Source organism: Lacibacter sp. H375, assembly GCF_037892425.1.
Lineage (GTDB): Bacteria > Bacteroidota > Bacteroidia > Chitinophagales > Chitinophagaceae > Lacibacter.
The window spans coordinates 3,626,985-3,648,924 of the sequence record NZ_JBBKTT010000001.1; the positions used below are offsets into that span (position 1 = coordinate 3,626,985).

Sequence of the window (21,940 nt, forward strand, 5' to 3'; positions counted from 1 at the left end):
ATTAAGGGTAAACAATTATATTTCGATGATTTATCTGAATAATCAAAAGAAGAAATCAATTACCGTTTTAGTTGATTTTGAAAAAGAATAAGAAATTATTTATCTTGGGTAAAAGGTTCAGAAACAGGCATAAAAATTATGCCACATAAAATATAAACATGAGTTCCACCCAAACCAAATTTATACTGGTAGGAGAAGATGATAAAGATGACCAGGAATTACTTGCCGAGATATTTACTTCCATCGATGATTCTTACAGGCTAATGTTTGTGGATACTGGTAATGAAGCAATGAGTTTACTTCACAAGTTGAATGACGATCAGAGACCTTGCCTTATCCTTTTGGATTTTAATATGCCTCAGGTGAGTGGGGCAGACATACTGAAGGAGATTAACCGTCTTGAGATATATGGAGATATCCCGAAAATAATCTGGAGTACATCTGGTTCTGACTATTACAAAAAAATATGCCTTGACTTGGGTGCCACCGATTACCTGATTAAGCCCTCCAACTTAAAGGAGCTGCAAAATGCTGTAAGGTATATGCTTTCGTTCTGCGAAAATCCTGCTTAAAAAATCAGGCAATAACATTGTTGAGCAAGCTTAAGGAAATTGGTTTCTCCCAAACAGTAATATTTGGACAATTTGTAGAAAAATCTGATTTGGCCCGGTGGGCGCTTATAAGAAAAATTTTTAAGTGGGGAAATTTTTCTACAATCTCATCCACACTTTCCCATCCTTTGCCATCCGGTAAATTATTATCTAACAATAATATCTCCGGTTTCTCCCTATTTAACAACTCAACTCCCTCCTTCAAATTGTGGGCCACCAGCACTTCCTGTTTTCGGGATTGGAAGTAACTTTTTATGATCGTGCAGTAATCAACTTCATCATCAACGATTAAAATTTTTTGCTTACTCATTTGGTAATAATCATTATAAACTCATTAGTAAATCAAACGAATCCGGGGTAAACCAATAGAAATTTTAAACGCCGAGGATCACAATTTTTAAAATAACTTTTAAGAAGTCAAAACTGAAGGCATTTTAAGTTAAATGTATTGACTGAAATATCCTCGATATTATTATTAATGCGAAATACAGATCAATTTAGAATCCCAAAAAACATTCCAGAGTTAAATTAGGAACTTTATTTGCTTCAACTAGAAAATATAAGTCTCGCACAATAATGACCGGAAATTACTTTTAGAAATCTTAAACTAATATGTTCCACCATGCAAGACCGGCGCCTGAAGACTGAAACAGCTAAAGATGAATATAAACAGATGTATAATGAGCTTGTTGAAATTGCAGCCCATGATCTGAAAGCTCCATTGAGAAAATTAGCTGTTTTTACTGATCGTTTAACCGCAAAATTTTCTGCTCAGGGAAACGATGAGGTAAATGAATATGTACATCGCATTCATTCCTGCATTAATGAAATGAATGAGTTGATTGATGCAATGACCGAGTATGCCGGCCTAACACCTGGTAGTATGACAATTGAAAAATGTGAACTTACATTGATAAATGAAAAAGTGTTTAAGCTATTGGGATCAGAAATAAACGAAGCTGAAACAAATTTAGAAATAAGTGACTTGCCGCAAATTGAAGCTGACGAAAATCAGCTTGTACGTCTTTTTCGAAGTTTGCTAGAAAATGCATTAAAATTCAGAAGACCGGGCAGCTTGTTGAAGATTAAAATATTTTCAGAAGTAGTTACAAACGATGAAAAAAACAAATTCCATCTTGAAGAGAAAGGGGAGTATCATAAAATTTCAATTAAGGATAATGGCATTGGTTTTAAACAAGAACATGCCGAAAAGATTTTTCACCCACTCGTTCGTTTAAATGGCAAATCAAGTTACCCCGGAAATGGCCTCGGCCTGGCCATGTGTGAGAGGATCGTAACCAATCATAAAGGGATTATGTACGGTGAAAGTAATGAAGAAGGTACACAGTTTTCAATAATATTTCCTGAAAAGAACTAGCGAATTACCATGCCCCAGTCAGATAAGATCCGCATTGCAATTGTAGATGATGATCAAGATGATTATTACATTATCAATGACTATATAAGTGATATAGATGGGAAAGATTTTATAGTGCATTGGTATAAAGATTATTCTACAGCTTTGCAAAAAATCAGAGAAAGGGATTACCACCTTTATTTCATTGACTATCGCCTCGGCAGCCAAACCGGACTTGATCTTTTGCATGAAGCTACGGCAATGGGTTGTGATGAACCAATTGTATTGCTCACCGGTAATGGAAATAAAGCCATTGATATTATGGCCATGGAAAGTGGGGCCACTGATTATCTTGTAAAATCTGAATTGAACACGGAAAAACTAGAACGTTGTATTCGTTACTCTCTTGACAGGGCAAGATTTTTGAAAGAATTAAAAGCAAGAGAAAACAAGTATCGTAATCTTTTTGAAAACTCTAAGGATGCTGTTTTCATTGCCGATGAACATCTCCGTTTTGTTGAAGTAAATAATTCAGCTTCGCTATTACTGGGATTTGCTGTAAATGATCTTTATAGCCGCAGCTTAAATGATTTTATTAAAGAAGGAACGCAAAAGAACAGGATCTCGCAAATACTCAAGAATGGAAAAAATACAAATGATTTCGAAATACGCATTCATCCACGTGATGAGCCGGTAAAAGTTTGTCTGCTTTCTTTATCGTTTCATGAAAATGAAAATGACGAAATGGTTGTGCATGGTATTTTGCACGACATCACTAATATTAAAAAAGCAGAACTATCTAACCTGCAATCAGAAAAATTGGCGGCAAACGAAAGATTGGTTCGTATGCTGGCGCATGAAATAAGAAATCCTCTCAATAATATAATTCTTACAACAGAACATCTGTTGCTTAGAAAAGAGGACGATGATGTTGAGCGAAATTTTCTGTCCATTTTACAACGAAATGGAAGTCGCATTAACCAGATCATAACTGAATTGCTGAACCTTACCAAACCACCTGAACTCGTTTTTGATAATTATTCATTACAGGAAATTTTAAATGAAAGTCTTGCTGTGGCACACGACAGGATAGAATTGGAGAAAGCAGTAGTTGAAAAAATATATCCCGATGAGCCACTTGATATTAAAGCAGATAAGCCAAGGCTTGTGATGGCTATTACCAATATCCTGATCAATGCAATTGAATCGATGGAAACAGGTAAGGGTAAACTGGATGTGGTGTTGGCCGATGCGCCTGAACACTTCAGCGTGTCAATAAAAGATAACGGCGTGGGTATATCCGAAGAATACATCTCAAAATTGTTCGATCCTTTTTTTACGCTCAAAAAAAATGGAACGGGTCTTGGACTTGCGGTTTCTTACTCCATTATACAATCGCACCGAGGGGCAATAGTGGTAGATACGGCTGTTGGAAAAGGCACGAATTTTATCATCAATTTCAAAAAATAGATTTTAGCAACTGTGATACATTTCAACGAAAGTTTGACCAATTTGCTGGTTGCAGGGGATAAAACTGACTAATCTGAAACGAATTTGAACTGTTGTTGATTAAACTATTTCCAATTCATTTTCCTTAATTAGTTCACTGTCTAAAATCTTAATGCAGTTTATTTTCTCTCCTTTTTTGCAGAATCATTTTTGCGGTATGAATTGGCGCACTGCTGTTTTCCGGCAAATAAATTCTTGTAGTTGACAATAAGCGGCTATTGCTATTGTTATTATTGACGGATATTAATTGTAGTATGCTCATACATCGTGCTGAGATGCACGGCTGTGCGTCGGATTTTTTATTCCCAAAAAATTAAAGATGAACAGGAGAGATTTTTTTGTAAACACATCGTTGTTTGCTGGTGCATTACTTGCAGAGCAGTTTGCTGCAAAGGCAAGCATAACTGCTGAACCTAAATCGGAGATCCGGTTGCTTCGCAACGCAACCGTTGTTATTAAGACTTGCGGGTTGCAGATTCTTGTTGATCCTATGCTGAGTGAAAAGGGGCAGTTGGATCCTATACCTTGGTCAAACGATCAACGAAATCCTTTAATTGATTTACCTGTCAGTTCAGATGAGTTGCAAAATATTATTGATACTACAGATATTGTTCTGTCTACTCATTTGCATCCTGATCATTGGGATATAACAGCAACTGAGCTTCTTCCAAAATCAAAACTGATTATATGCCAACCGACGGATGAAACAGTTCTTCTAAATGCGGGATTTAAAAATATTGTTTCTGATGAAAATTTATTTCAACATCCCATAGTTATTCATCGGGTGCCGGCACAACATGGTCATGGCGAGTTACTTGAAAAAATGTCGCCGACAAGCGGTTATATCATTAAAACAAATGGACAGACAATTTATATAACGGGCGACACCGTATGGAGCGAGTCATTACATAATAACCTGATCAAATATTTACCGGATATAGTTATAGCAAACGCTTGCGCTGCTAGGTTCAATTTCGGTGAAGCTATTACATTAACGGCCGATGACATTGTTCATATCGCTGATTCCTGTAAGACGAATTCTAAGATTATTGTTGTGCATATGGAGGCCATAAATCATTGTTTGTTGCAACGAAAGGAATTGGATACTGTTCTTACGAAATATCATCTACATGATAAAGTACTTGTGCCAAACGATGGAGATGCGATAATCATTTAGGGTTTGTAATACTCATACTCTGGTTATGACATTCATCGATTTAATGAAATTGATTTTGGTAGGCGCAATTTGGGGTAGCTCATACCTGCTTATGAAACTGGCTGTTCCACTAACAGGCGCAACATTTACAACCGCAGCCCGCATATCGGTTGCTGCGGTTGCGATCCCATTCATTGCCGTGGTACGCAAACAGTTTCCGGATATAAGGACAAAATATAAGTATTACGCCGTACTGGGATTACTAAATCTCGTTATTACCTACATCTGGATTACCTGGATGAGAAAATAACGAATACATCTGTTTTAAGTTTTTTTGTCATCACAGTCAGTTTATTTTTTGTGTTGAAGCCCACTGACAAATAAAATCCTCGGTGTATATATTAATAACTTCCTTCGTTAAATATTTTTTTGACAATCCTACTGGTTCATATTTAGAACCTTTTCTTATTTTTAGGATATGAGCTATCAACTGCTTCTTGATAATTTCAAAAAATTTATCAACCTCACGCAGACGGAGGAAGAGTTGGTATTACAGCACACTATTGAAAGACGTTTTAAGCGGGGTGATTTTCTAAACAGTGAAGGGGAGGTTAACCGATTTACCAATTTCATTACAAAAGGAAGTGCCCGTGTTTATTATATTGAACCAAACGGTCATGAGCACGTTGTTCAGTTAGGCATCTGCAAATGGTGGATAGGTGATTTTCCCAGTTTCATTGCACAAACCAAGGCAGACATGTATACGGAAGCTCTCGAAACAACTGAGGTGCTGGCATTTTCACATGATCAGTTGCAGCTTGTTTATGAAGCTGTGCCTAAAATGGAACGCTTCTTTCGGCTGTTGATACAAAATGCTTATGGCGCCTTTCACAAGCGTGTCCTGCAGTCGCTCAGCCTTGATGCAGAGCAACGTTACATTGCTTTCAGAAATGCATATCCTGAAATGGACTTGCAAATCCCTCAAAAGCATATTGCTTCTTATTTAGGTATGTCGCCGGAGTTTCTAAGTACGATAAAGAAACGTATCGTAGAAAAAGAAAGAGAAGGCAAACGACAAAAAAACTAAAATAATCTCCGCAAAAAAATACCGGTGTTAACTTTCATTGTTCCAGGATAACCGTATTCATTTACGTTAACTGCAATACCCATCTGGAATTTCTTTACATACATACCTATTCTTGCACGCTGATAACTTCTGTTGTGGTGATAGGGACCTGTGTTAGTCATGAACTGCAAGCGAGAATATAATTTTGTTTTCTGTGTTAACTGCGGTTCATATTCAATCATTCCCATCAATTCAACACTTCCGCCATTTATTACATCAGCCCGGGGTACCAGAACAACCAGTCCATTTTTAAATTGATGTGCAAACTGCACAGCAACTGCAGGTCTGATGCCGGTAACATTTGTATAGAATATTCCTCCCATAAATGTAATACTACGCCCGGCCTGCAGACTGATATAGGCCTGGTTCATTATTTCATTACTCATGCCTCCTTTACCCGGATCATGTTCATACCAGTTGCTGATGTTCGCAATGTGTACGATGCCGGTCTTCCCGTTTTCTTTGAACTTTTGATGAAAAAGATGCTGATAGAATAAGTAGCGGTTGCCAGGCATAATTTCTGAAGTATAAATTTGTGCCGACAGATGATTGCATACCTGAAGGAAAAGTATAAAAAGTAAACAGGTTCTCATTTCTTTTTTGTTTAGTTGTGATGATGATCATTATTGTTTGCAAAGTTTTACCTGTAAACCTTGGCGAAAAATAAACTGTATTAAGAAATACAAACTGCCGATGATGTTGATGAGATCTTTTTTGAAAAAACTTAAACTGCATTATTTTTTAAAGGAAGGGCGCAGATCATTTTTGCAATTAAAAAATGGAAAAAATGAATTGGTTATTTCAATCCGGTGATCATGCAAGAGGTTTGATTGCCCGACTTACACTAGGTATGGTTATTTTACCGCACGGACTTCAATTACTGTTTGGTTGGTTTGGCGGCTACGGCTTTAGCGGAAGTATGCAATACTTTACCGACACGGCAGGCCTTCCATGGATCGTTGGTTTTATGGTCATCCTGCTACAGTCTTTTGGATCGTTACTGCTTATTGCCGGAGCTGCAGCAAGACCTTTGGCATTAGCGATCATTTTTTTATTTTCAGGTATGATCATTACAGCACATCTCGATTATGGCTTTTTTATGAACTGGTACGGAACGCAAAAGGGTGAAGGTTTTGAGTATCATTTGCTGGTGATTGGTCTTTCATTTTTGCTGATGGTTGATGGTGCTGGAAAATATTCTATTGATTACCTTTTGTTAAAGAAGGCAAATGCTCAAAAGTAACTTCTAAAGCGATAGTTTATGATCAAGGGATTGTTCGAAACACATTTGTATGTAAAGGACCTTGAACGTTCTGTAAAATTTTATAAAAATGTTCTCGGGCTGGAGGAATGTCACAGAGATGAAAAACGAAACATCGTCTTTTTCTGGGTGGGTGCACCGCAGAAATTTATGTTAGGTATCTGGCAAATGCCCGAGGCAGAAGTGATGCCACGACATTTTGCATTTGAATGTGAACCGGAATGGGTTCTAAATAATTCGGTGCGTTTCCTGCACAATAAGAATCTATCGTGTTATAATTTTTTAAACGATGGACCAGATCGTCCAATGGTATTTGCATGGATGCCGGCAGTGTCTATTTACTTTAATGATCCCGATGGTCATGTGCTTGAATTTATTGGTATACTCGATGGAACAGCAAAGCCCGAACTGGGCGTTATCTCCTATGAGGATTGGATCAGTGCTGCATCCAGCTAAGTAGTGCACTGTATTTTGTTTTTTGATAGTTGTGGCCGGGTTTCTACCTGGCCTTTTTCTTAATCTGGATTATTTTATTCGGCCTCCGTTCAACTCAATTTTGAACTCTAAAAAAAAAGATGTATGAAAAACGTATTGGCAATTGCGGCAAGTAACAAAAAGGTTTCGATCAATAAGATACTATTACTTTATGCTGCAAAAAAACTAAAACATGTGACGGTAAATTTATTGTCTCTTTCAGAAATTGAACTTCCCGTTTATAATGAAGAAACAGAAAAGCAAACAGGTATACCTGCAGCTGTAGAAACAATCTATGATAGGTTTTCTGAAGCCGATGCATTTATCCTTGCTTGTCCTGAACATAACGGGTTGCCTCCCGCAGGATTTAAAAACTTATACGACTGGCTTTCCCGTATTAACCCGCAGGTGTTTCAGCAAAAACCTGTATTGCTGTTGAGTACTTCATCAGGAATGAATGGCGGCGCAGCCAATCTGCAGTTGCTGAAGGGGCTGCTGCCAAGATGGGGTGGTGAGCCTGCAGGTATGTTTTCGTTGGGGGATTTCTATGAGAACTTTAATTGTACTGATATTAAAATCAAAGACCCTTTACTTGAACTGCAGCTTACAGAACAAGTTCAGAGCTTTGAAGCAGGGTTGCTTCAGGATTTGCAGATAGCTTAGTTTTTATTTTAAAAAATTTTGGCTTGGAAAACTTGTAACCTTACTTTTGCGCCGGAGAGATGGCAGAGCGGTCGAATGCGGCGGTCTTGAAAACCGTTGACTGTCAAAGGTCCGGGGGTTCGAATCCCTCTCTCTCCGCTCATGGATAAACCGATCGGTGAATAAAACCGGTCGGTTTTTTTGTACGTCTTAATGCAAACGTTTGCTTTAATTGCTTTCGTAAATCGCAGTTTTTTTTGTTAAGTCTTTTCCCGATAAACCTCAGAATTTCACTATTTTACCGCCCAATTGTTGATTATGAAGATTCAATTCTATCTGCGTTTTTTTACGCAGTATGGCCAAAGCCTCTTTGTTTCTGGAAATTGTGAGGCTCTTGGCAATAACGATCCTGCTGCTGCTTTGCCCATGCAATACTTAACAGATGAATTCTGGACGGTGAGTATTGAGCTTGGAAAGGATTTCGAAAACGAACTTCAGTATAACTATATTCTCAAAAGCGATAAAGGTGAAGAGGTTGTTGAATGGGGCAACGATCGTGAAGTGGAGGTGATGAAATTAGGAGTGGAAGAACTAACGCTCATTGATACATGGAACCACGCAGGTGAATTTGAAAATGCATTTTACACACAGCCATTCCTGAATGTGTTGTTGCCGAAACATAAAGAAGCGAAATCAAGATCGTTTAAAGCAGTAACCCATGTGTTTAAAGTAAAAGCACCATTATTGAAAGAAGACGAGGTACTGTTTATCTCTGGCAGTAATGATACGCTCTCCAAATGGAGTACTACAGAACCAGTGCTCATGCATATGGAAGACAACTGGTGGACTGCCCGGTTAAATTTTTCGTCGGAAAGTTTTCCTGTTGCGTATAAGTATGGCGTGTTCAATACAAAAACAAAAAGCTTTGTTGCATTTGAGAGCGGTAATAACCGTATTCTTTACGACAGTTATGGCAGGAAGAAGATCACCATATTACACGATGGATTTGCTCTGCTGCCCAACAATACATGGAAAGGAACCGGTGTTGCCATTCCTGTTTTCAGTTTGCGTACACAAAAGAGTTTAGGTGTTGGTGAGTTTACTGATATAAAAGCATTGGTTGATTGGTCGAAGAAGGTGAATATAAAACTTATTCAGATTCTGCCGATCAATGATACAACTGCCACACATACGTGGATGGATTCTTATCCCTATGCAGCTATCTCTGCATTTGCATTGCATCCCATCTATCTCAATATTGAGGCAGTTGCAGGCAACGCCAATCATCCTGTAGTGAAATCGCTTAAGAAGAAACAAAAAGAACTAAACGGATTAGTCGATATCGATTACGAGGCGGTGATGAAAGTAAAATGGGCTTCCGCAAAAGAATTATATGCAGAACAAAAGAAAGCGATGCATGAAGATGCGCTGTTCTTTGAGTTCTTTGAATTGAATCGTCATTGGTTGGTACCCTATGCGGCATTCAGTTATTTGCGTGATAAATACAAGACGCCAGATTTCGGCCAATGGAAATCGCATAGTGTGTATGATGAACATGCTATACAGGAGTTTGTCGATCCCACAAAAAGGCACTACGATGAAATAGGTCTTTATTATTTCATTCAATATCATTTGCATTTACAATTACAATCTGCAACTGCCTACGCACATGCAAACGGTATTGTCGTGAAAGGAGATATTCCTATAGGTATTTACCGTAACAGTTGCGATGCATGGGTTGAACCTGAGCTCTATAACATGAGTATGCAGGCAGGTGCACCGCCAGATGATTTTGCAGTGAAGGGACAGAACTGGGGATTCCCAACCTATAACTGGCAACGCATGGCGCAGGATGGTTTTAAATGGTGGCGTCAGCGGTTTGAGCAAATGAGCAATTACTTTGATGCATTCCGCATTGATCACATTCTTGGTTTCTTCCGCATCTGGAGTATTCCAATGCATGCTGTAGAAGGTATACTTGGATACTTTGTTCCTGCAACACCTGTTCACATAAACGAATTTGGTTCACGTGGTTTACAGTTCGATTATCAACGTTTTTGTCGTCCTTTTATAAATGATGATGTGTTACGTGAATTAATGAACGGTGATACAGAAGTGCTGAAGCCATACCTCAATCATATTGGTAATGGTCAGTTTGAATTAAAAGAAGAATTCAATACACAACGAAAAGTAGAAACACATTTTGCAAAGCTTGAAGCAAACGATCATAACGATTGGATAAAACATGGTTTGTATGATTGTATCAGCAATATGATCTTCTTTGAAGTGGAAGGCAGTCAATCGCAGCAGTTTCATTTCCGCATCAGCATGAGTTCAACTTCATCGTTCCGTTATCTTGATGGAGCAACGAAAAATAATCTTGATGATCTGTATGTAAATTATTTTTACCGCAGGCAGGATGATTTCTGGCGCAAAGAAGCAATGGCGAAATTGCCTTACCTGAAACGATCTACAAATATGCTGGTGTGTGGCGAAGATCTTGGCATGGTGCCGGATTGTGTGCCTGATGTAATGAATCAATTAGGTATGCTGAGTTTGGAAATTCAACGCATGCCGAAAGATCCATCTAAACAATTCTTTCATCCTTCAACAGCTCCATACTTAAGTGTTGTTACACCAAGTACACATGATATGAGTACGATACGTGGATGGTGGGAAGAAGATCGTATGCTGACTCAAAAATTTTTCACACACGAACTGGGACAATTTGGCGAAGCACCTTACTATTGCGAGCCATGGATCGTACAGAAAATAATTTCACAGCATTTACATTCACCTGCTATGTGGAGTATTTTCCAGATACAGGAATTGCTGGGTATGAGTGGCGAACTGCGCAGAGAGAATCCACATGATGAACGCATTAATGTGCCTGCTAATCCCAAAAATTACTGGCGTTACAGGATGCACATCAATCTTGAAGATCTGGTACACGAAGAAAAATTTAATGAAGAGTTGAAGGGACTTATTGTGGCAAGTGGGAGAGGATAAGGGTCATAAGTTTTAAGTTCTTCGATTTGCGTGTTCATGTTTGTTGCAAATTGTTTTCTTGTGCCTTTTGTTTTGGTTTTTGCTTTTCTTCTTGTGCCTTATACCGTGTGCCTTCTATCTTGTAACTTGTATCCTTATTAAAAGTTTTCTCTCGATGCCTTTACAAGTCCGTTATAAAAAAACAGAACTTCCGTTTCGTTATCCGTTTACTATTTCTAAAGGAACGAAAACACATCAGCCTGCATTAGTTGTTGAACTTGAGCATCGTGGTGCAAGAGGTTATGGCGAAGCGCCGGCCATTGCCTATTACAATTTACCGGTTGATAAAATGGTGGAAGATCTCGAACGAAAAAAAATGTTCGTAGAGAAATTTGCTTACACAGATCCCGAGCGTTACTGGCATTACCTGCATCATTTATTTCCGCAGAATAATTTTCTTGTTTGTGCATTGGATATTGCCAGTTGGGATATGTATGGCAAACTAAGAAACAAGCCCTTGTATCAACTCTGGAATTTAGATTACAGCAAAGCGCCAATTTGCGATTATACTATTGGCATTGATAGTGTAGAGAAGATGGTAGAGAAGATGAATGAAAAGCCGTGGCCGATTTACAAGATCAAAGTAGGAGTGCCCGGTGATGTAGAATTGGTAGCTGCATTAAGAAAACACACTGATGCTGTTTTTCGTGTTGATGCAAATGCAGGCTGGACGCTGGAAGAAGCATTAGAAAAAATTCCGCAATTAAAAGACCTAGGGGTTGAGTTTATTGAACAACCACTTGCAAAAGACAATTGGGAAGGGATGAAAGTTTTGTATAATGAATCGCCTTTGCCGTTGATAGCAGATGAAGCTTGTGTGTTCGAAAGTGATGTGCAGAAATGTTATCGTCATTTTCATGGCATCAACATCAAGCTTACAAAATGCAGTGGTATTACACCTGCAAAACGAATGATCGATAAAGCGAGAGCGTTGGAAATGAAGATCATGATCGGTTGTATGAATGAATCAACCATTGGTTCAGCAGCCATTGCACATCTTGCGCCATTGGTCGACTATGTTGATATGGATGGACCGTTGTTATTGGCGGAAGATATTGCAACCGGTTTAACGTATGATCATGGAAAAGTTACTGTGAGTGAGAAACCAGGTTTAGGTATTCAATTGCTCGAAGATTTTTGATCTTACATAAACAGGTTGATCAATAAAAAAGGAGCCAGATAGCTCCTTTTTTATTTTATTCGATTTTAAACGTCAGTTAAGCATCCCAAACCAATGCGCTGGCACCAAGAATTGCAGCATCTGCTTCCTTGAGATCGCTGTACAGTATCTTTACTTTGTTTTTAAATATTTGAATCAAATTTGCCTCCATCGCCTGAATAGTTGGATTCAATATCAGGTCGCCTGCTTTTGTTAATCCACCAAACAAAACAATTGCTTCAGGCGAAGAGAACATTACAAAATTGGCTAAGGCTTCTCCTAAAATTTGTCCGGTAAATTCAAAAATCTGGTTAGCGATAGCATCGCCTTGTTCAGCGCATTTGAATACGGTTTCACTCGTTAAATCATCAATGGCGTAGTTGCGTAAAAGACTCGGTGCGCCGGGATTTTCGCTCAGCATTTCAATGGCAGTTTCACGTACGCCTGTTGCAGATGCATACGATTCCAATGAACCACGTATGCCTGTTCCTTTGTGCAAGCGTCCGCCTGGACGTATCACGGTATGTCCTAATTCACCTGCAAAACCATCATGGCCCAAAACAATTTTCCCATCAATCACAATGCCGCTTCCCACGCCGGTACCCAATGTAATAGTGATGAAATGTTTCATGCCTTTGGCTACACCATACATCATTTCACCAACCGCTGCAGCATTTGCATCGTTGGTAAGTTTAGTTGGGATCCCAAACTTTTTCTCTATCAAGTCAGCTACCGGAATAATGCCTTTCCATTTAAGATTTGGTGCATATTCAATGGTGCCTGTGTAGTAGTTTCCATTCGGTGCGCCCACACCAATACCTTTAAAATAATCGTTGCCGCCGTGGTTGGCAATCATTAAACGTAACTTACCATACAATCCTTCAATGAAATCTTCTGCATTTTCATATGCATCCGTACGTATACGGTCCTGTTCAAGAATAATTCCATGTCGGTCAACAATTCCGAATTTGGTATTTGTTCCGCCAATGTCAATTCCTACTGCATAATCTTTGATCATAGTTCGTTATTCGTTTATAACAATTAAATTTTTACGATTCATTAATGTGCGCCGCCACCTTCTAGTTTATCGTAGTCGATGCCTTGTGCTTTTAAAATTGATTTAGCTTTAATAGCATAAAATGCGAGGTAAGCAAAACATGCTACCCCAACAAGATAAGACCACTGAATACCAAGTATAGCATCATCGGCCACAACACCTTGCACAAGACTGATGATACCACCACCCATGATCATCATGATCAAAAAGCTAGCACCTTCATTGGTATGTTTGCCCAAGCCTGCAATTGCCAATGTAAATATACAAGGCCATAATGTACTGCAGAACAAGCCAACACTAATGAATGCATACACACTCAACATGCCATCGGCCAACATGCCAATAAATAAAGCAGCAATGCCCATGAGCGAATAAATAAGGAGTAAACGGGCAGGGCTTCCTTTACTCATGATATCACCGGCGATCATAAAAATAATGACAACTGCGTAGATATAGAATTTAGAAAGATCGTGTTGTGCAATAGCATTTACCAATAGAAACACACCGAACGCAATGTAGGGCATTAAGAAACGAAGTATCTGTGCTGTACTTTTGTTTACGCCAAAAGCGCCTGTTGCAGATGTCCAGCGACCAATCATTAAACTTGCCCAGAACAACGATACATAAGGAGCTATCTGATCCGTAGGAGTATTCAGATGCTGTTTCATAAATTCCGGAAGGTTTGACGCTGTTGAAACTTCAACACCAACGTAAACAAAAATGCCGATCATACCCAATACCAATTGAGGGTATTGTAGCACGCTTTTCTTATGCACCACTTTCGATGTGTCTTCTGCTTCAGAGCTTGCAACTGCATCAAGATCGATCTTGTTAGGAACAGATGACATTCTGAATATCACAGCTGCAATAAGAAAAGCAGCGCCTAATATCAAATAAGGTGTTTTGATACTTTCCACACTTGCAACATTCGATGCACCAACAGAACCAAAAATGGCAAAGCTTACGATCAAAGGTCCAATGGTTGTACCGAAGTTGTTTACACCACCCGCCATACTTAAACGTTGTGAACCTGTTTTAGGATCGCCCATTACAATGGCAAGCGGATTGGCTGCTGTTTGTTGTAAAGAAAATCCAAGACCAACAATAAACAAACCTGTAATCATTAATCCAAACGATGCAGTTTCTGCAGCAGGGTAGAACAAAAGTGTTCCTAATGCAGAAATGATAAGACCTAACGAGATGCCATTTTTATAGCCTATCTTATTCAATACATCACCTCCTAGTGCTTTTGACACTACGAAATAGATAATTGAACCAACAGTGTAGGCAACATAAAATGCAAATGAAACCATTTGCGACTGCCATTGTTCAAGGTTGAGTTTTTCTTTAAAAACGGGGATTAAGATGTCATTTGAAGCTGCTACAAATCCCCAGAAAAAGAAAACGGAGATCAGGACCCCAAATTGAGACCATTTTGTTTGCTGAGACATAAATCAAATAGTAGTTGTTTGTAAAGGCTGAAAGTATGCAAGAAATTGCTTTATGAAAAATTATTTATTGTTTTTTGGTGCAAGCAAAAGTCCTTCCTATATTCAATGCAACAAATAGTTATAATTTCTTGCCAATGGAAATTCTTCATGTGAGTGCCGAATGTTACCCGGTTGCTAAAGCAGGCGGTTTGGGTGATGTGGTTGGCGCTCTACCTAAATACCAACAAGACGCAGGTCACCAGGCAAAAGTGGTAATGCCAATGTATCGTACCAAATTCCTGATGAATAATGAATGGGATGTGGTGCACAAGGGTTACACGAATATCGGCGACTACTTCTTCGATTATACCATCATCAAAGAAAAAACCAATGTGCTTGGTTTTGGTCTTTATTTAGTTGATGTGAACGGCTTACTCGACAGGGATAAGATCTACGGCTACGACGACGATGTACAACGCTTCGCTGCTTTCCAGGTTTGTGTCGTTGATTGGATCGCATCCTGGCAGTTTAAGCCGGATGTTGTTCACGTGCACGACTATCATGCAGGATTGATTCCGTTCATGATGCAACATTGCTATCGTTACAACCAGTTGGCAACAATACCAACTGTGTTAACCATTCATAATGCACAATACCAGGGTTGGATGACTTGGGAGCAAAGTACGCTGCTTCCTCCCTATGATGAATGGAAGCGTGGTATGCTGGAGTGGGGCACAAGTATCAATCCTTTGGCGAGTGCTATAAAATGTGCAACCAAGGTAACAACCGTAAGCAACAGCTACCTCGAGGAACTCAAATACATGAGCAATGGACTTGAAGCATTGTTTGAATATGAGAAAGGCAAGTGCAGTGGTATATTAAACGGTATTGATACAGATGTTTGGAATCCCGAATCAGATAAATACATCAAACACGATTATTCGCTGGCAACGGTTGAAGAAGGCAAAGCAAAAAATAAAGCACAGTTATGTGAAACATTCGGACTTGATATGAACAAGCCGTTGTTTGTTTTCATTGGCCGGTTGGTTGGTGAAAAAGCTGCTGACCTGTTACCGGGGGTAATTGGCGATTCATTTTATTACATAGGCAGGCGTATGAACTTCCTCATTCTTGGAAGTGGTGAGCCTGATGTCGAAGCAAAACTAAATGGCATGTCGCCCATTTCACAAGGCGATTACAGTTGTTACATCGGTTATAATGAAGGGTTGAGTCACCTGATGTATGCAGGTGCTGATTTCTTATTGATGCCCAGCCGGGTTGAGCCTTGCGGTTTAAACCAGATGTATTCCATGCGTTACGGAACAGTGCCATTGGTTCGTAATACGGGTGGATTGAAAGATACAGTGAAAGATGTTCTGTTGCCGGGGGGGTACGGACTTGTGTTTGATAATGCATCTGTAGGTGATGTATGTAATGCTGTGTGGCGTGCCTGTGAATTATACAGTAACAAAGAAAAATTTACTGCTGCACGTGAACGAATGATGCAGCTTGATTTCAGCTGGGAATCCAGCGTTCAACAATATCTTGCTTTATACCAAAGTTTGCGATAATTTTAGAATAAGACCCTAACACTTAAATTGTTCATATGAGTAAATCAGCTGCAAAAAGTACATTGGCCGTTATCCTTGGTGGTGGCGCCGGTACACGTTTATACCCGTTAACAGCAAGCCGCAGTAAACCCGCAGTGCCCATTGCAGGTAAATACAGGTTAGTTGATATTCCCATTTCAAACTGTATCAACTCTGGCATTAACCGGATGTTTGTATTAACTCAGTTTAATTCTGCTTCGCTTAATAAACACATTAAGAACACCTATCACTTCAGCATGTTCAGCAATGCGTTTGTTGATATTCTTGCGGCAGAGCAAACACCCGACAATTCGGGTTGGTACCAGGGAACGGCAGATGCTGTTCGCCAGTGTATCCGTCACGTGCAGCAACATGAAGCTGATTATGTGTTGATCCTCTCTGGTGATCAATTATACCAAATGGATTTTCAGCAAATGATCGAAGATCATGTTGCTGGCGGTGCAGATATCAGCATTGCCACTATTCCCGTTGCAGAACGTGAAGCACCTGAGTTTGGTATTTTGAAAGCAGATGATAAGAGCTGCATCACCTCCTTCATTGAAAAACCTAAGAAAGAAATATTAGGAGAGTGGGTGAGTGATACGGGTGATGAAATGCGTAATATGGGTCGTGTTTATCTCGCATCAATGGGTATTTATATTTTCAATAAGCAATTGTTGATTGATCTTTTACAGGAAGAATATAAAGATGCAACTGACTTTGGTAAAGAGATCATGCCGAAGTCGATTGAAAAATACAAAGTAGTAAGCTATCAATATGATGGTTACTGGACAGATATTGGAAATATTTATTCCTTCTTTGAAGCGAATCTTGCGTTAACACAAGAGATACCTGATTTCAATTTATTTGACAATACGAAACCTGTTTACACACGTGCACGTATGTTGCCGCCGGCAAAGATCAGCGGCACAACACTCGAGAAAACAATTATCGCAGAAGGTTCCATCATTCTTGCAAGCAGGATCGAGAATAGTGTGATAGGCATTCGTTCACGTATTGGTCATGGCACTACTGTTGTAAGCTGCTATATCATGGGTGGTGATTATTTTGAAACACTCGATGAAATGAATCACGCAGCTTCACGTGGCATTCCAAAGATCGGAATTGGCGAACGTTGCTATATTAAGAATACAATTATTGACAAGAACTGTCGCATAGGTAATGATGTTCGCATTAACGGTGGTCATCATTTGCCAAACACTGATCATTCGTTATACACGGTGAAAGATGGCATTGTGGTGATCAAGAAGGGCGCAATAATTCCTGATGGATTCGTGATCTAACCTTTTCTCCCCGGGACAAGGTTAGCATATACTACTATTGATTATGAACTTAAACATGATCTTCTTTCAGGGGGAAGAAGGTCATTGATTGCTATGGCTGCAGGTACTTCCATGGGCTCTTCTTCTACGGGATTGGTGCCCAAACCGAAACTCTCTTTTTGGCAGATCTTTAATATGAGTTTCGGGTTTCTCGGAATTCAGTTTGGCTTTGCTTTACAAAACTCAAATGCAAGTGGTATTCTCCGAAACTATGGTGCAGACGTTGAACATCTTTCATGGTTTTGGCTGGCTGCACCCGTGGTTGGTTTAATTGTGCAACCTATCGTAGGTCATTACAGCGATAATACCTGGACGAGACTTGGCCGCAGAAGACCTTACTTTTTAGTAGGTGCAATTTTATCATCAGGTGCATTAACGTTAATGCCTAATGCAGGAATATTAGGAACCATTGCTCCTTTGGTAATTATTGGCGCAGGTTTTCTTATGATCATGGATGCGTGCTTCAATCTTTCAATGGAACCTTTCCGTGCATTGGTTGCTGATAATCTTCCCGATTCACAACGTACTGCGGGTTTTTCTATTCAAACATTTTTGATTGGTATTGGTGCAGTGTTGGGTTCATGGTTGCCTGCTATACTTGCTTACTTTGGTGTATCAGAAAGTGCGCCTGATGGTGTAGTGGCAGATAATGTGAAGTATGGTTTTTACATTGGCGCTGCAGTTTTCATCACAAGTATTCTTATTACTGTATTTAAAACAAAAGAATACCCACCTGCTGAATATGAAAAGTATCATGGCAAATCAGAATCGCATAATGCCGGGTTAGGCAGCATTTTTACAGATCTGAAAAAGATGCCGAAGACCATGAAACAGCTTGGTCTTGTGCAATTTTTCAGTTGGTTTGCTTTATTTGGTATGTGGGTGTTTACAACAGATACCATTGCTACGCATATAATGGGTTTGCCGATAGAAGACCGCAGTTCAGATATGTATCGTAAAGCGCAAAGCTGGACGGGCGTGATCTTTGGAGTTTATAATCTTGTATCAGCTATCTATGCTTTATGTCTGCCGTTTATTGCAAATAAGATCGGTCGAAAACAAACGCATGCATTGTCGTTGGTAATTGGTGGTATTGGTTTGATCTCGATTTTCTTTGCGCCCAATAAAGAATTTCTCATCTTCTCCATGGTATGTGTTGGTATTGCATGGGCGAGTATTCTTGCAATGCCCTATGTAATTTTATCCAGTTCTATCCCTGCCGGCAAGATGGGTATTTATATGGGCATCTTTAATTTCTTTATTACACTTCCACAAATTCTCAATGGAATCATTGGTGGTCCAATGGTGAAGAACGTTTATAATAATCAACCTGTGTATGCAATTATTCTGGCAGGTGCTTTTATGATCTGTGCAGCTATAAGTGTGATCTATGTTTACGATCCCGGTGCAATCATCATCAAGCAGGAGAAAGCAGCGTCCTGACCTTTAGTATTATTCTTGCTGAAAAATTTATAATATGAAAAAAATAATTATAACCTTCAAGTTACTGCTCCTTGCAGTAACTTTTTCGTTTGCACAAAACATATACAATCTTTATCCGGCTAATTGGTGGGTTGGTATGAAGTATAACAAACTTCAGGTGATGATAAATGGTATTGATGTTGGAAAACAGGCAGGCTTTTCTATCAATTACCCGGGTGTTACGTTAACAAAGGTGAATAAATTTCAGAGTAAGAATTATGTTATATTGGATGTTACCATAGCGCCCACTGCAAAACCCGGAACTGTTGGTATACGTTCAAAATCAGCAGATGGTAAAGCTGTGAATTTTGAATTCTCATTGCAGGCAAGAAGGTCAGGTAGGGGAACAGTGTTTGCCAATGGTGCTACTTCTTCTGATCTGATGTATCTCATCATGCCCGATCGTTTCAGTAATGGCGATCCTTCAAATGATCGTGTGCCGGGTATGCTCGATCAAACACTTCGTCGTGATACAGTTTTCAATCGTCATGGCGGTGATCTGAAGGGCATTGAAAATAAACTCGATTACCTAAGTGATCTTGGCGTAACTGCCTTGTGGTTAAATCCCATTATTGAAAATGATATGCACGAACGTACCGAGCATGGTTATGCATTTACCAATCATTATCGTGTTGATCGTCGTTTAGGTGGCGATGAAGCATACAAGCAACTTATTAAAGCTGCGCATGCAAAGGGATTGAAAGTGATTCAGGATGCCGTGTATAATCATATTGGTTTACAACATTTCTTATTTAAAGATCAGCCAGACAGTACGTGGTTTCATCGCTGGCCAAAGTTTACGCAAACTAATTATAAAGACCAGGTGTTATTTGATCCCTATGCAGCAACAGAAGATAAACGAATTATGAGTGATGGATGGTTTGTGCCATCCATGCCCGATTGGGATCAAACTAATCCCTTTGTTGCAAACTTTTTAATTCAGCATGCTATATGGACAGTTGAAGAATATGGTATTGATGGTTGGCGCATTGATACCTATGCTTATAATGATCTTGCATTCATGAACCGTTGTAATAAAGCATTGTATGATGAATATCCCAAGATCAGCATCTTTGGTGAAACATGGGTGCATGGTGTTCCTAACCAAAGTTTCTTTTGTGAGAATAATTATACCACTAAGTACAAAAGCAATTTACAGGCAACAACGGATTTTCAAACACTGTTCTATGGTATACAGCCCGCATGCAATGAAAAATTCGGCTGGACCGAAGGTGTAAACAAACTCTACACAACAACAGCGCAGGATTTTCTTTATAAAGATCCCATGCGCCAGGTGATCTTTTTAGATAATCATGATCTGCCACGTTTTTATTCAGTCGTGGGTGAAGATACTTCGAAATACAAAATGGCATTTTCATGGATGCTTACGTTCCGTGGTATTCCGCAAATGTATTATGGTAATGAAATACTCATGACCGGTTTAACATCGCCAAACGATGGTTACGTGCGCCAGGATTTTCCGGGTGGTTGGGAAGGAGATAAGGATAACAAGTTTACAGCGGCAGGACGTACAGAAAAGGAGAACAGGATATTTAACTATATAAAGCGACTGGCAAATTTTCGTAAAACTTCATCTGCAATTAAAACAGGTAAGTTGATGCAATTCCTGCCCATTGATGGTGTGTATGTTTACTTCCGTTATGATGCAAAGCAAACCGTGATGTGCATTATGAACACTAATGCTGAACCAAAAACTATTGATCTTAATCGCTTCATGGAACGGATCAAAGGTTTTCAAACAGCAGTTGATGTAGCTGCAGGTGTAGAGTTCCGGTTAGAAAAGAACCTGCAGTTAATGCCGGTATCTAATTTGGTATTGGAGTTGAAATAATTAATATGATTCATGTAAATAAAAAAAGAGGTGATTGCTACAACGGCAATCACCTCTTTTTGTTAATGCTATTAATTTTTTTTACAACAAACTATTCCACATCACTTTTGAACCATATTTACCCCATTCGCTCATTGCTTTTGTAAGGTCTTTTTGATAAACGCTCCATGTAACTGTCTTCCCTTTCTGCTTTGGTGTAAGTGAAGTTGGTGTTGGGTCTTTTAATTCCACTTTGGTAGCAAACCAGGTCATTTGTAGACGAGGAACTGCTAGGCCGAGGATCATACCTGGCAAACCGCCAAAACTTTCCGGACCACTGCTTACAGTAATTTCATCGGTATAAAAAGCAACAATATAAACTGAATCGCAAATAATAGTAACAGCTTTTCTGCATTCAAATCCAGCAATGGTTCTTGTTTCGTTTGTGATGCGCCATTTGTATTGCTGCAAGCTATCTTTTACAAGGTATGTTTGTTCAAAAATATCTCTCTGTAAAGCGATCTGTCCGTTGCGTATATCTTTTACAGTTACATCGCTCTCACTTGGCTTCCGTCCCCAAACATATTTTCCTGCAGCATCTTCTTTCAGCATTTTGTATACTGTTTTATCTTCTGTGAACTCCATAACATAGGTTTCGCTTACCATTTTCGGGAATGCTTTTTTCATTTCTATGATCCAGGTGTTTTCTTCTTCTTCCTGATCGTAATACGAAAACTGGTTGCTTCGCTTTTCAAATTCAATACGTCCACTGTTGATGAATTTTACCTGTGCTACCGCAATTGCTGCGGTTGCGAGAAAAAACAAACTGATAAATATATGTTTCATGATAATTTGCTTGTGTTGA

20 protein-coding genes and 1 tRNA gene are annotated in these 21,940 nt (G+C 39.3%); 16 read left to right on the top strand and 5 right to left on the bottom strand.

What is annotated here, in order from left to right; all coding sequences use genetic code 11:
- Positions 1–158: 158 nt before the first annotated feature.
- Positions 159–572 (top strand): response regulator, encoded by a 414-nt coding sequence (locus WG954_RS15565; RefSeq protein ID WP_340437612.1) that lies wholly within the window; start codon positions 159–161, stop codon positions 570–572.
- Between the two features lie 4 nt (positions 573–576).
- On the opposite strand, the gene WG954_RS15570 is transcribed toward WG954_RS15565, so the two are convergent.
- A complete protein-coding gene (locus WG954_RS15570) occupies positions 577–921 on the bottom strand; it encodes a response regulator (RefSeq protein ID WP_340437613.1) in 345 nt (114 codons plus the stop codon).
- A 312-nt stretch (positions 922–1,233) separates the two neighbouring features.
- Between WG954_RS15570 and WG954_RS15575 the strand changes: the two genes are divergently transcribed.
- The 5 genes from WG954_RS15575 to WG954_RS15595 all read left to right on the top strand — a co-directional run bounded on the left by WG954_RS15575 (position 1,234) and on the right by WG954_RS15595 (position 5,720).
- Positions 1,234–1,989 carry a sensor histidine kinase gene (locus WG954_RS15575; protein ID WP_340437614.1) on the top strand — a complete coding sequence of 252 codons (756 nt, stop codon included), beginning with the start codon at positions 1,234–1,236 and terminating at the stop codon, positions 1,987–1,989.
- Between the two features lie 9 nt (positions 1,990–1,998).
- On the top strand, positions 1,999–3,438 hold the full coding sequence (locus WG954_RS15580) for a hybrid sensor histidine kinase/response regulator (protein WP_340437615.1): 1,440 nt from the start codon (positions 1,999–2,001) through the stop codon (positions 3,436–3,438).
- A gap of 391 nt (positions 3,439–3,829) precedes the next feature.
- On the top strand, positions 3,830–4,654 hold the full coding sequence (locus WG954_RS15585) for an MBL fold metallo-hydrolase (RefSeq protein WP_340437616.1): 825 nt from the start codon (positions 3,830–3,832) through the stop codon (positions 4,652–4,654).
- A 25-nt stretch (positions 4,655–4,679) separates the two neighbouring features.
- A complete protein-coding gene (locus WG954_RS15590) occupies positions 4,680–4,943 on the top strand; it encodes an EamA family transporter (protein WP_340437617.1) in 264 nt (87 codons plus the stop codon).
- 168 nt (positions 4,944–5,111) lie between these two features.
- On the top strand, positions 5,112–5,720 hold the full coding sequence (locus tag WG954_RS15595) for a Crp/Fnr family transcriptional regulator (RefSeq protein ID WP_340437618.1): 609 nt from the start codon (positions 5,112–5,114) through the stop codon (positions 5,718–5,720).
- Here the strand turns inward: WG954_RS15595 and WG954_RS15600 are convergent.
- Positions 5,717–6,352 carry a hypothetical protein gene (locus WG954_RS15600; RefSeq protein WP_340437619.1) on the bottom strand — a complete coding sequence of 212 codons (636 nt, stop codon included), beginning with the start codon at positions 6,350–6,352 and terminating at the stop codon, positions 5,717–5,719. The two genes, WG954_RS15595 and WG954_RS15600, sit on opposite strands and share 4 nt — an antisense overlap.
- A 194-nt stretch (positions 6,353–6,546) precedes the next feature.
- On the opposite strand from WG954_RS15600, the gene WG954_RS15605 reads away from it, so the two are divergent.
- The 6 genes from WG954_RS15605 to WG954_RS15630 all read left to right on the top strand — a co-directional run bounded on the left by WG954_RS15605 (position 6,547) and on the right by WG954_RS15630 (position 12,325).
- Positions 6,547–7,002, top strand: coding sequence for a DoxX family protein (locus tag WG954_RS15605; RefSeq protein ID WP_340437620.1), 456 nt, complete (start codon positions 6,547–6,549; stop codon positions 7,000–7,002).
- Between the two features lie 18 nt (positions 7,003–7,020).
- On the top strand, positions 7,021–7,476 hold the full coding sequence (locus WG954_RS15610; protein ID WP_340437621.1) for a VOC family protein: 456 nt from the start codon (positions 7,021–7,023) through the stop codon (positions 7,474–7,476).
- Between the two features lie 123 nt (positions 7,477–7,599).
- Positions 7,600–8,157 (top strand): NADPH-dependent FMN reductase, encoded by a 558-nt coding sequence (locus WG954_RS15615; protein ID WP_340437622.1) that lies wholly within the window; start codon positions 7,600–7,602, stop codon positions 8,155–8,157.
- A 53-nt stretch (positions 8,158–8,210) separates the two neighbouring features.
- Positions 8,211–8,295 (top strand) — tRNA-Ser (locus WG954_RS15620).
- A gap of 159 nt (positions 8,296–8,454) precedes the next feature.
- Positions 8,455–11,145 (top strand): 4-alpha-glucanotransferase, encoded by a 2,691-nt coding sequence (locus WG954_RS15625; RefSeq protein WP_340437623.1) that lies wholly within the window; start codon positions 8,455–8,457, stop codon positions 11,143–11,145.
- A gap of 154 nt (positions 11,146–11,299) precedes the next feature.
- Positions 11,300–12,325, top strand: coding sequence for a dipeptide epimerase (locus WG954_RS15630; protein ID WP_340437624.1), 1,026 nt, complete (start codon positions 11,300–11,302; stop codon positions 12,323–12,325).
- 76 nt (positions 12,326–12,401) lie between these two features.
- Here the strand turns inward: WG954_RS15630 and WG954_RS15635 are convergent, their stop codons facing one another.
- Positions 12,402–13,361 carry an ROK family protein gene (locus WG954_RS15635; protein ID WP_340437625.1) on the bottom strand — a complete coding sequence of 320 codons (960 nt, stop codon included), beginning with the start codon at positions 13,359–13,361 and terminating at the stop codon, positions 12,402–12,404.
- A gap of 41 nt (positions 13,362–13,402) precedes the next feature.
- Positions 13,403–14,851 carry an MFS transporter gene (locus WG954_RS15640; RefSeq protein ID WP_340437626.1) on the bottom strand — a complete coding sequence of 483 codons (1,449 nt, stop codon included), beginning with the start codon at positions 14,849–14,851 and terminating at the stop codon, positions 13,403–13,405.
- A 134-nt stretch (positions 14,852–14,985) separates the two neighbouring features.
- Here WG954_RS15640 and WG954_RS15645 point away from each other — a divergent pair, with 134 nt between their 5' ends.
- The 4 genes from WG954_RS15645 to WG954_RS15660 all read left to right on the top strand — a co-directional run bounded on the left by WG954_RS15645 (position 14,986) and on the right by WG954_RS15660 (position 21,096).
- A complete protein-coding gene (locus tag WG954_RS15645) occupies positions 14,986–16,401 on the top strand; it encodes a glycogen synthase (RefSeq protein WP_340437627.1) in 1,416 nt (471 codons plus the stop codon).
- A gap of 35 nt (positions 16,402–16,436) precedes the next feature.
- On the top strand, positions 16,437–17,723 hold the full coding sequence (locus WG954_RS15650) for a glucose-1-phosphate adenylyltransferase (RefSeq protein WP_340437629.1): 1,287 nt from the start codon (positions 16,437–16,439) through the stop codon (positions 17,721–17,723).
- A gap of 93 nt (positions 17,724–17,816) precedes the next feature.
- On the top strand, positions 17,817–19,205 hold the full coding sequence (locus tag WG954_RS15655) for an MFS transporter (RefSeq protein ID WP_340437630.1): 1,389 nt from the start codon (positions 17,817–17,819) through the stop codon (positions 19,203–19,205).
- 34 nt (positions 19,206–19,239) lie between these two features.
- A complete protein-coding gene (locus WG954_RS15660) occupies positions 19,240–21,096 on the top strand; it encodes a glycoside hydrolase family 13 protein (protein ID WP_340437631.1) in 1,857 nt (618 codons plus the stop codon).
- A gap of 81 nt (positions 21,097–21,177) precedes the next feature.
- Here WG954_RS15660 and WG954_RS15665 read toward each other — a convergent pair whose 3' ends face one another.
- The gene (locus WG954_RS15665; RefSeq protein ID WP_340437632.1) at positions 21,178–21,921 is read right to left on the bottom strand and encodes a GLPGLI family protein; all 744 of its coding nucleotides are present in this window, start codon (positions 21,919–21,921) and stop codon (positions 21,178–21,180) included.
- Positions 21,922–21,940 lie beyond the last annotated feature (19 nt).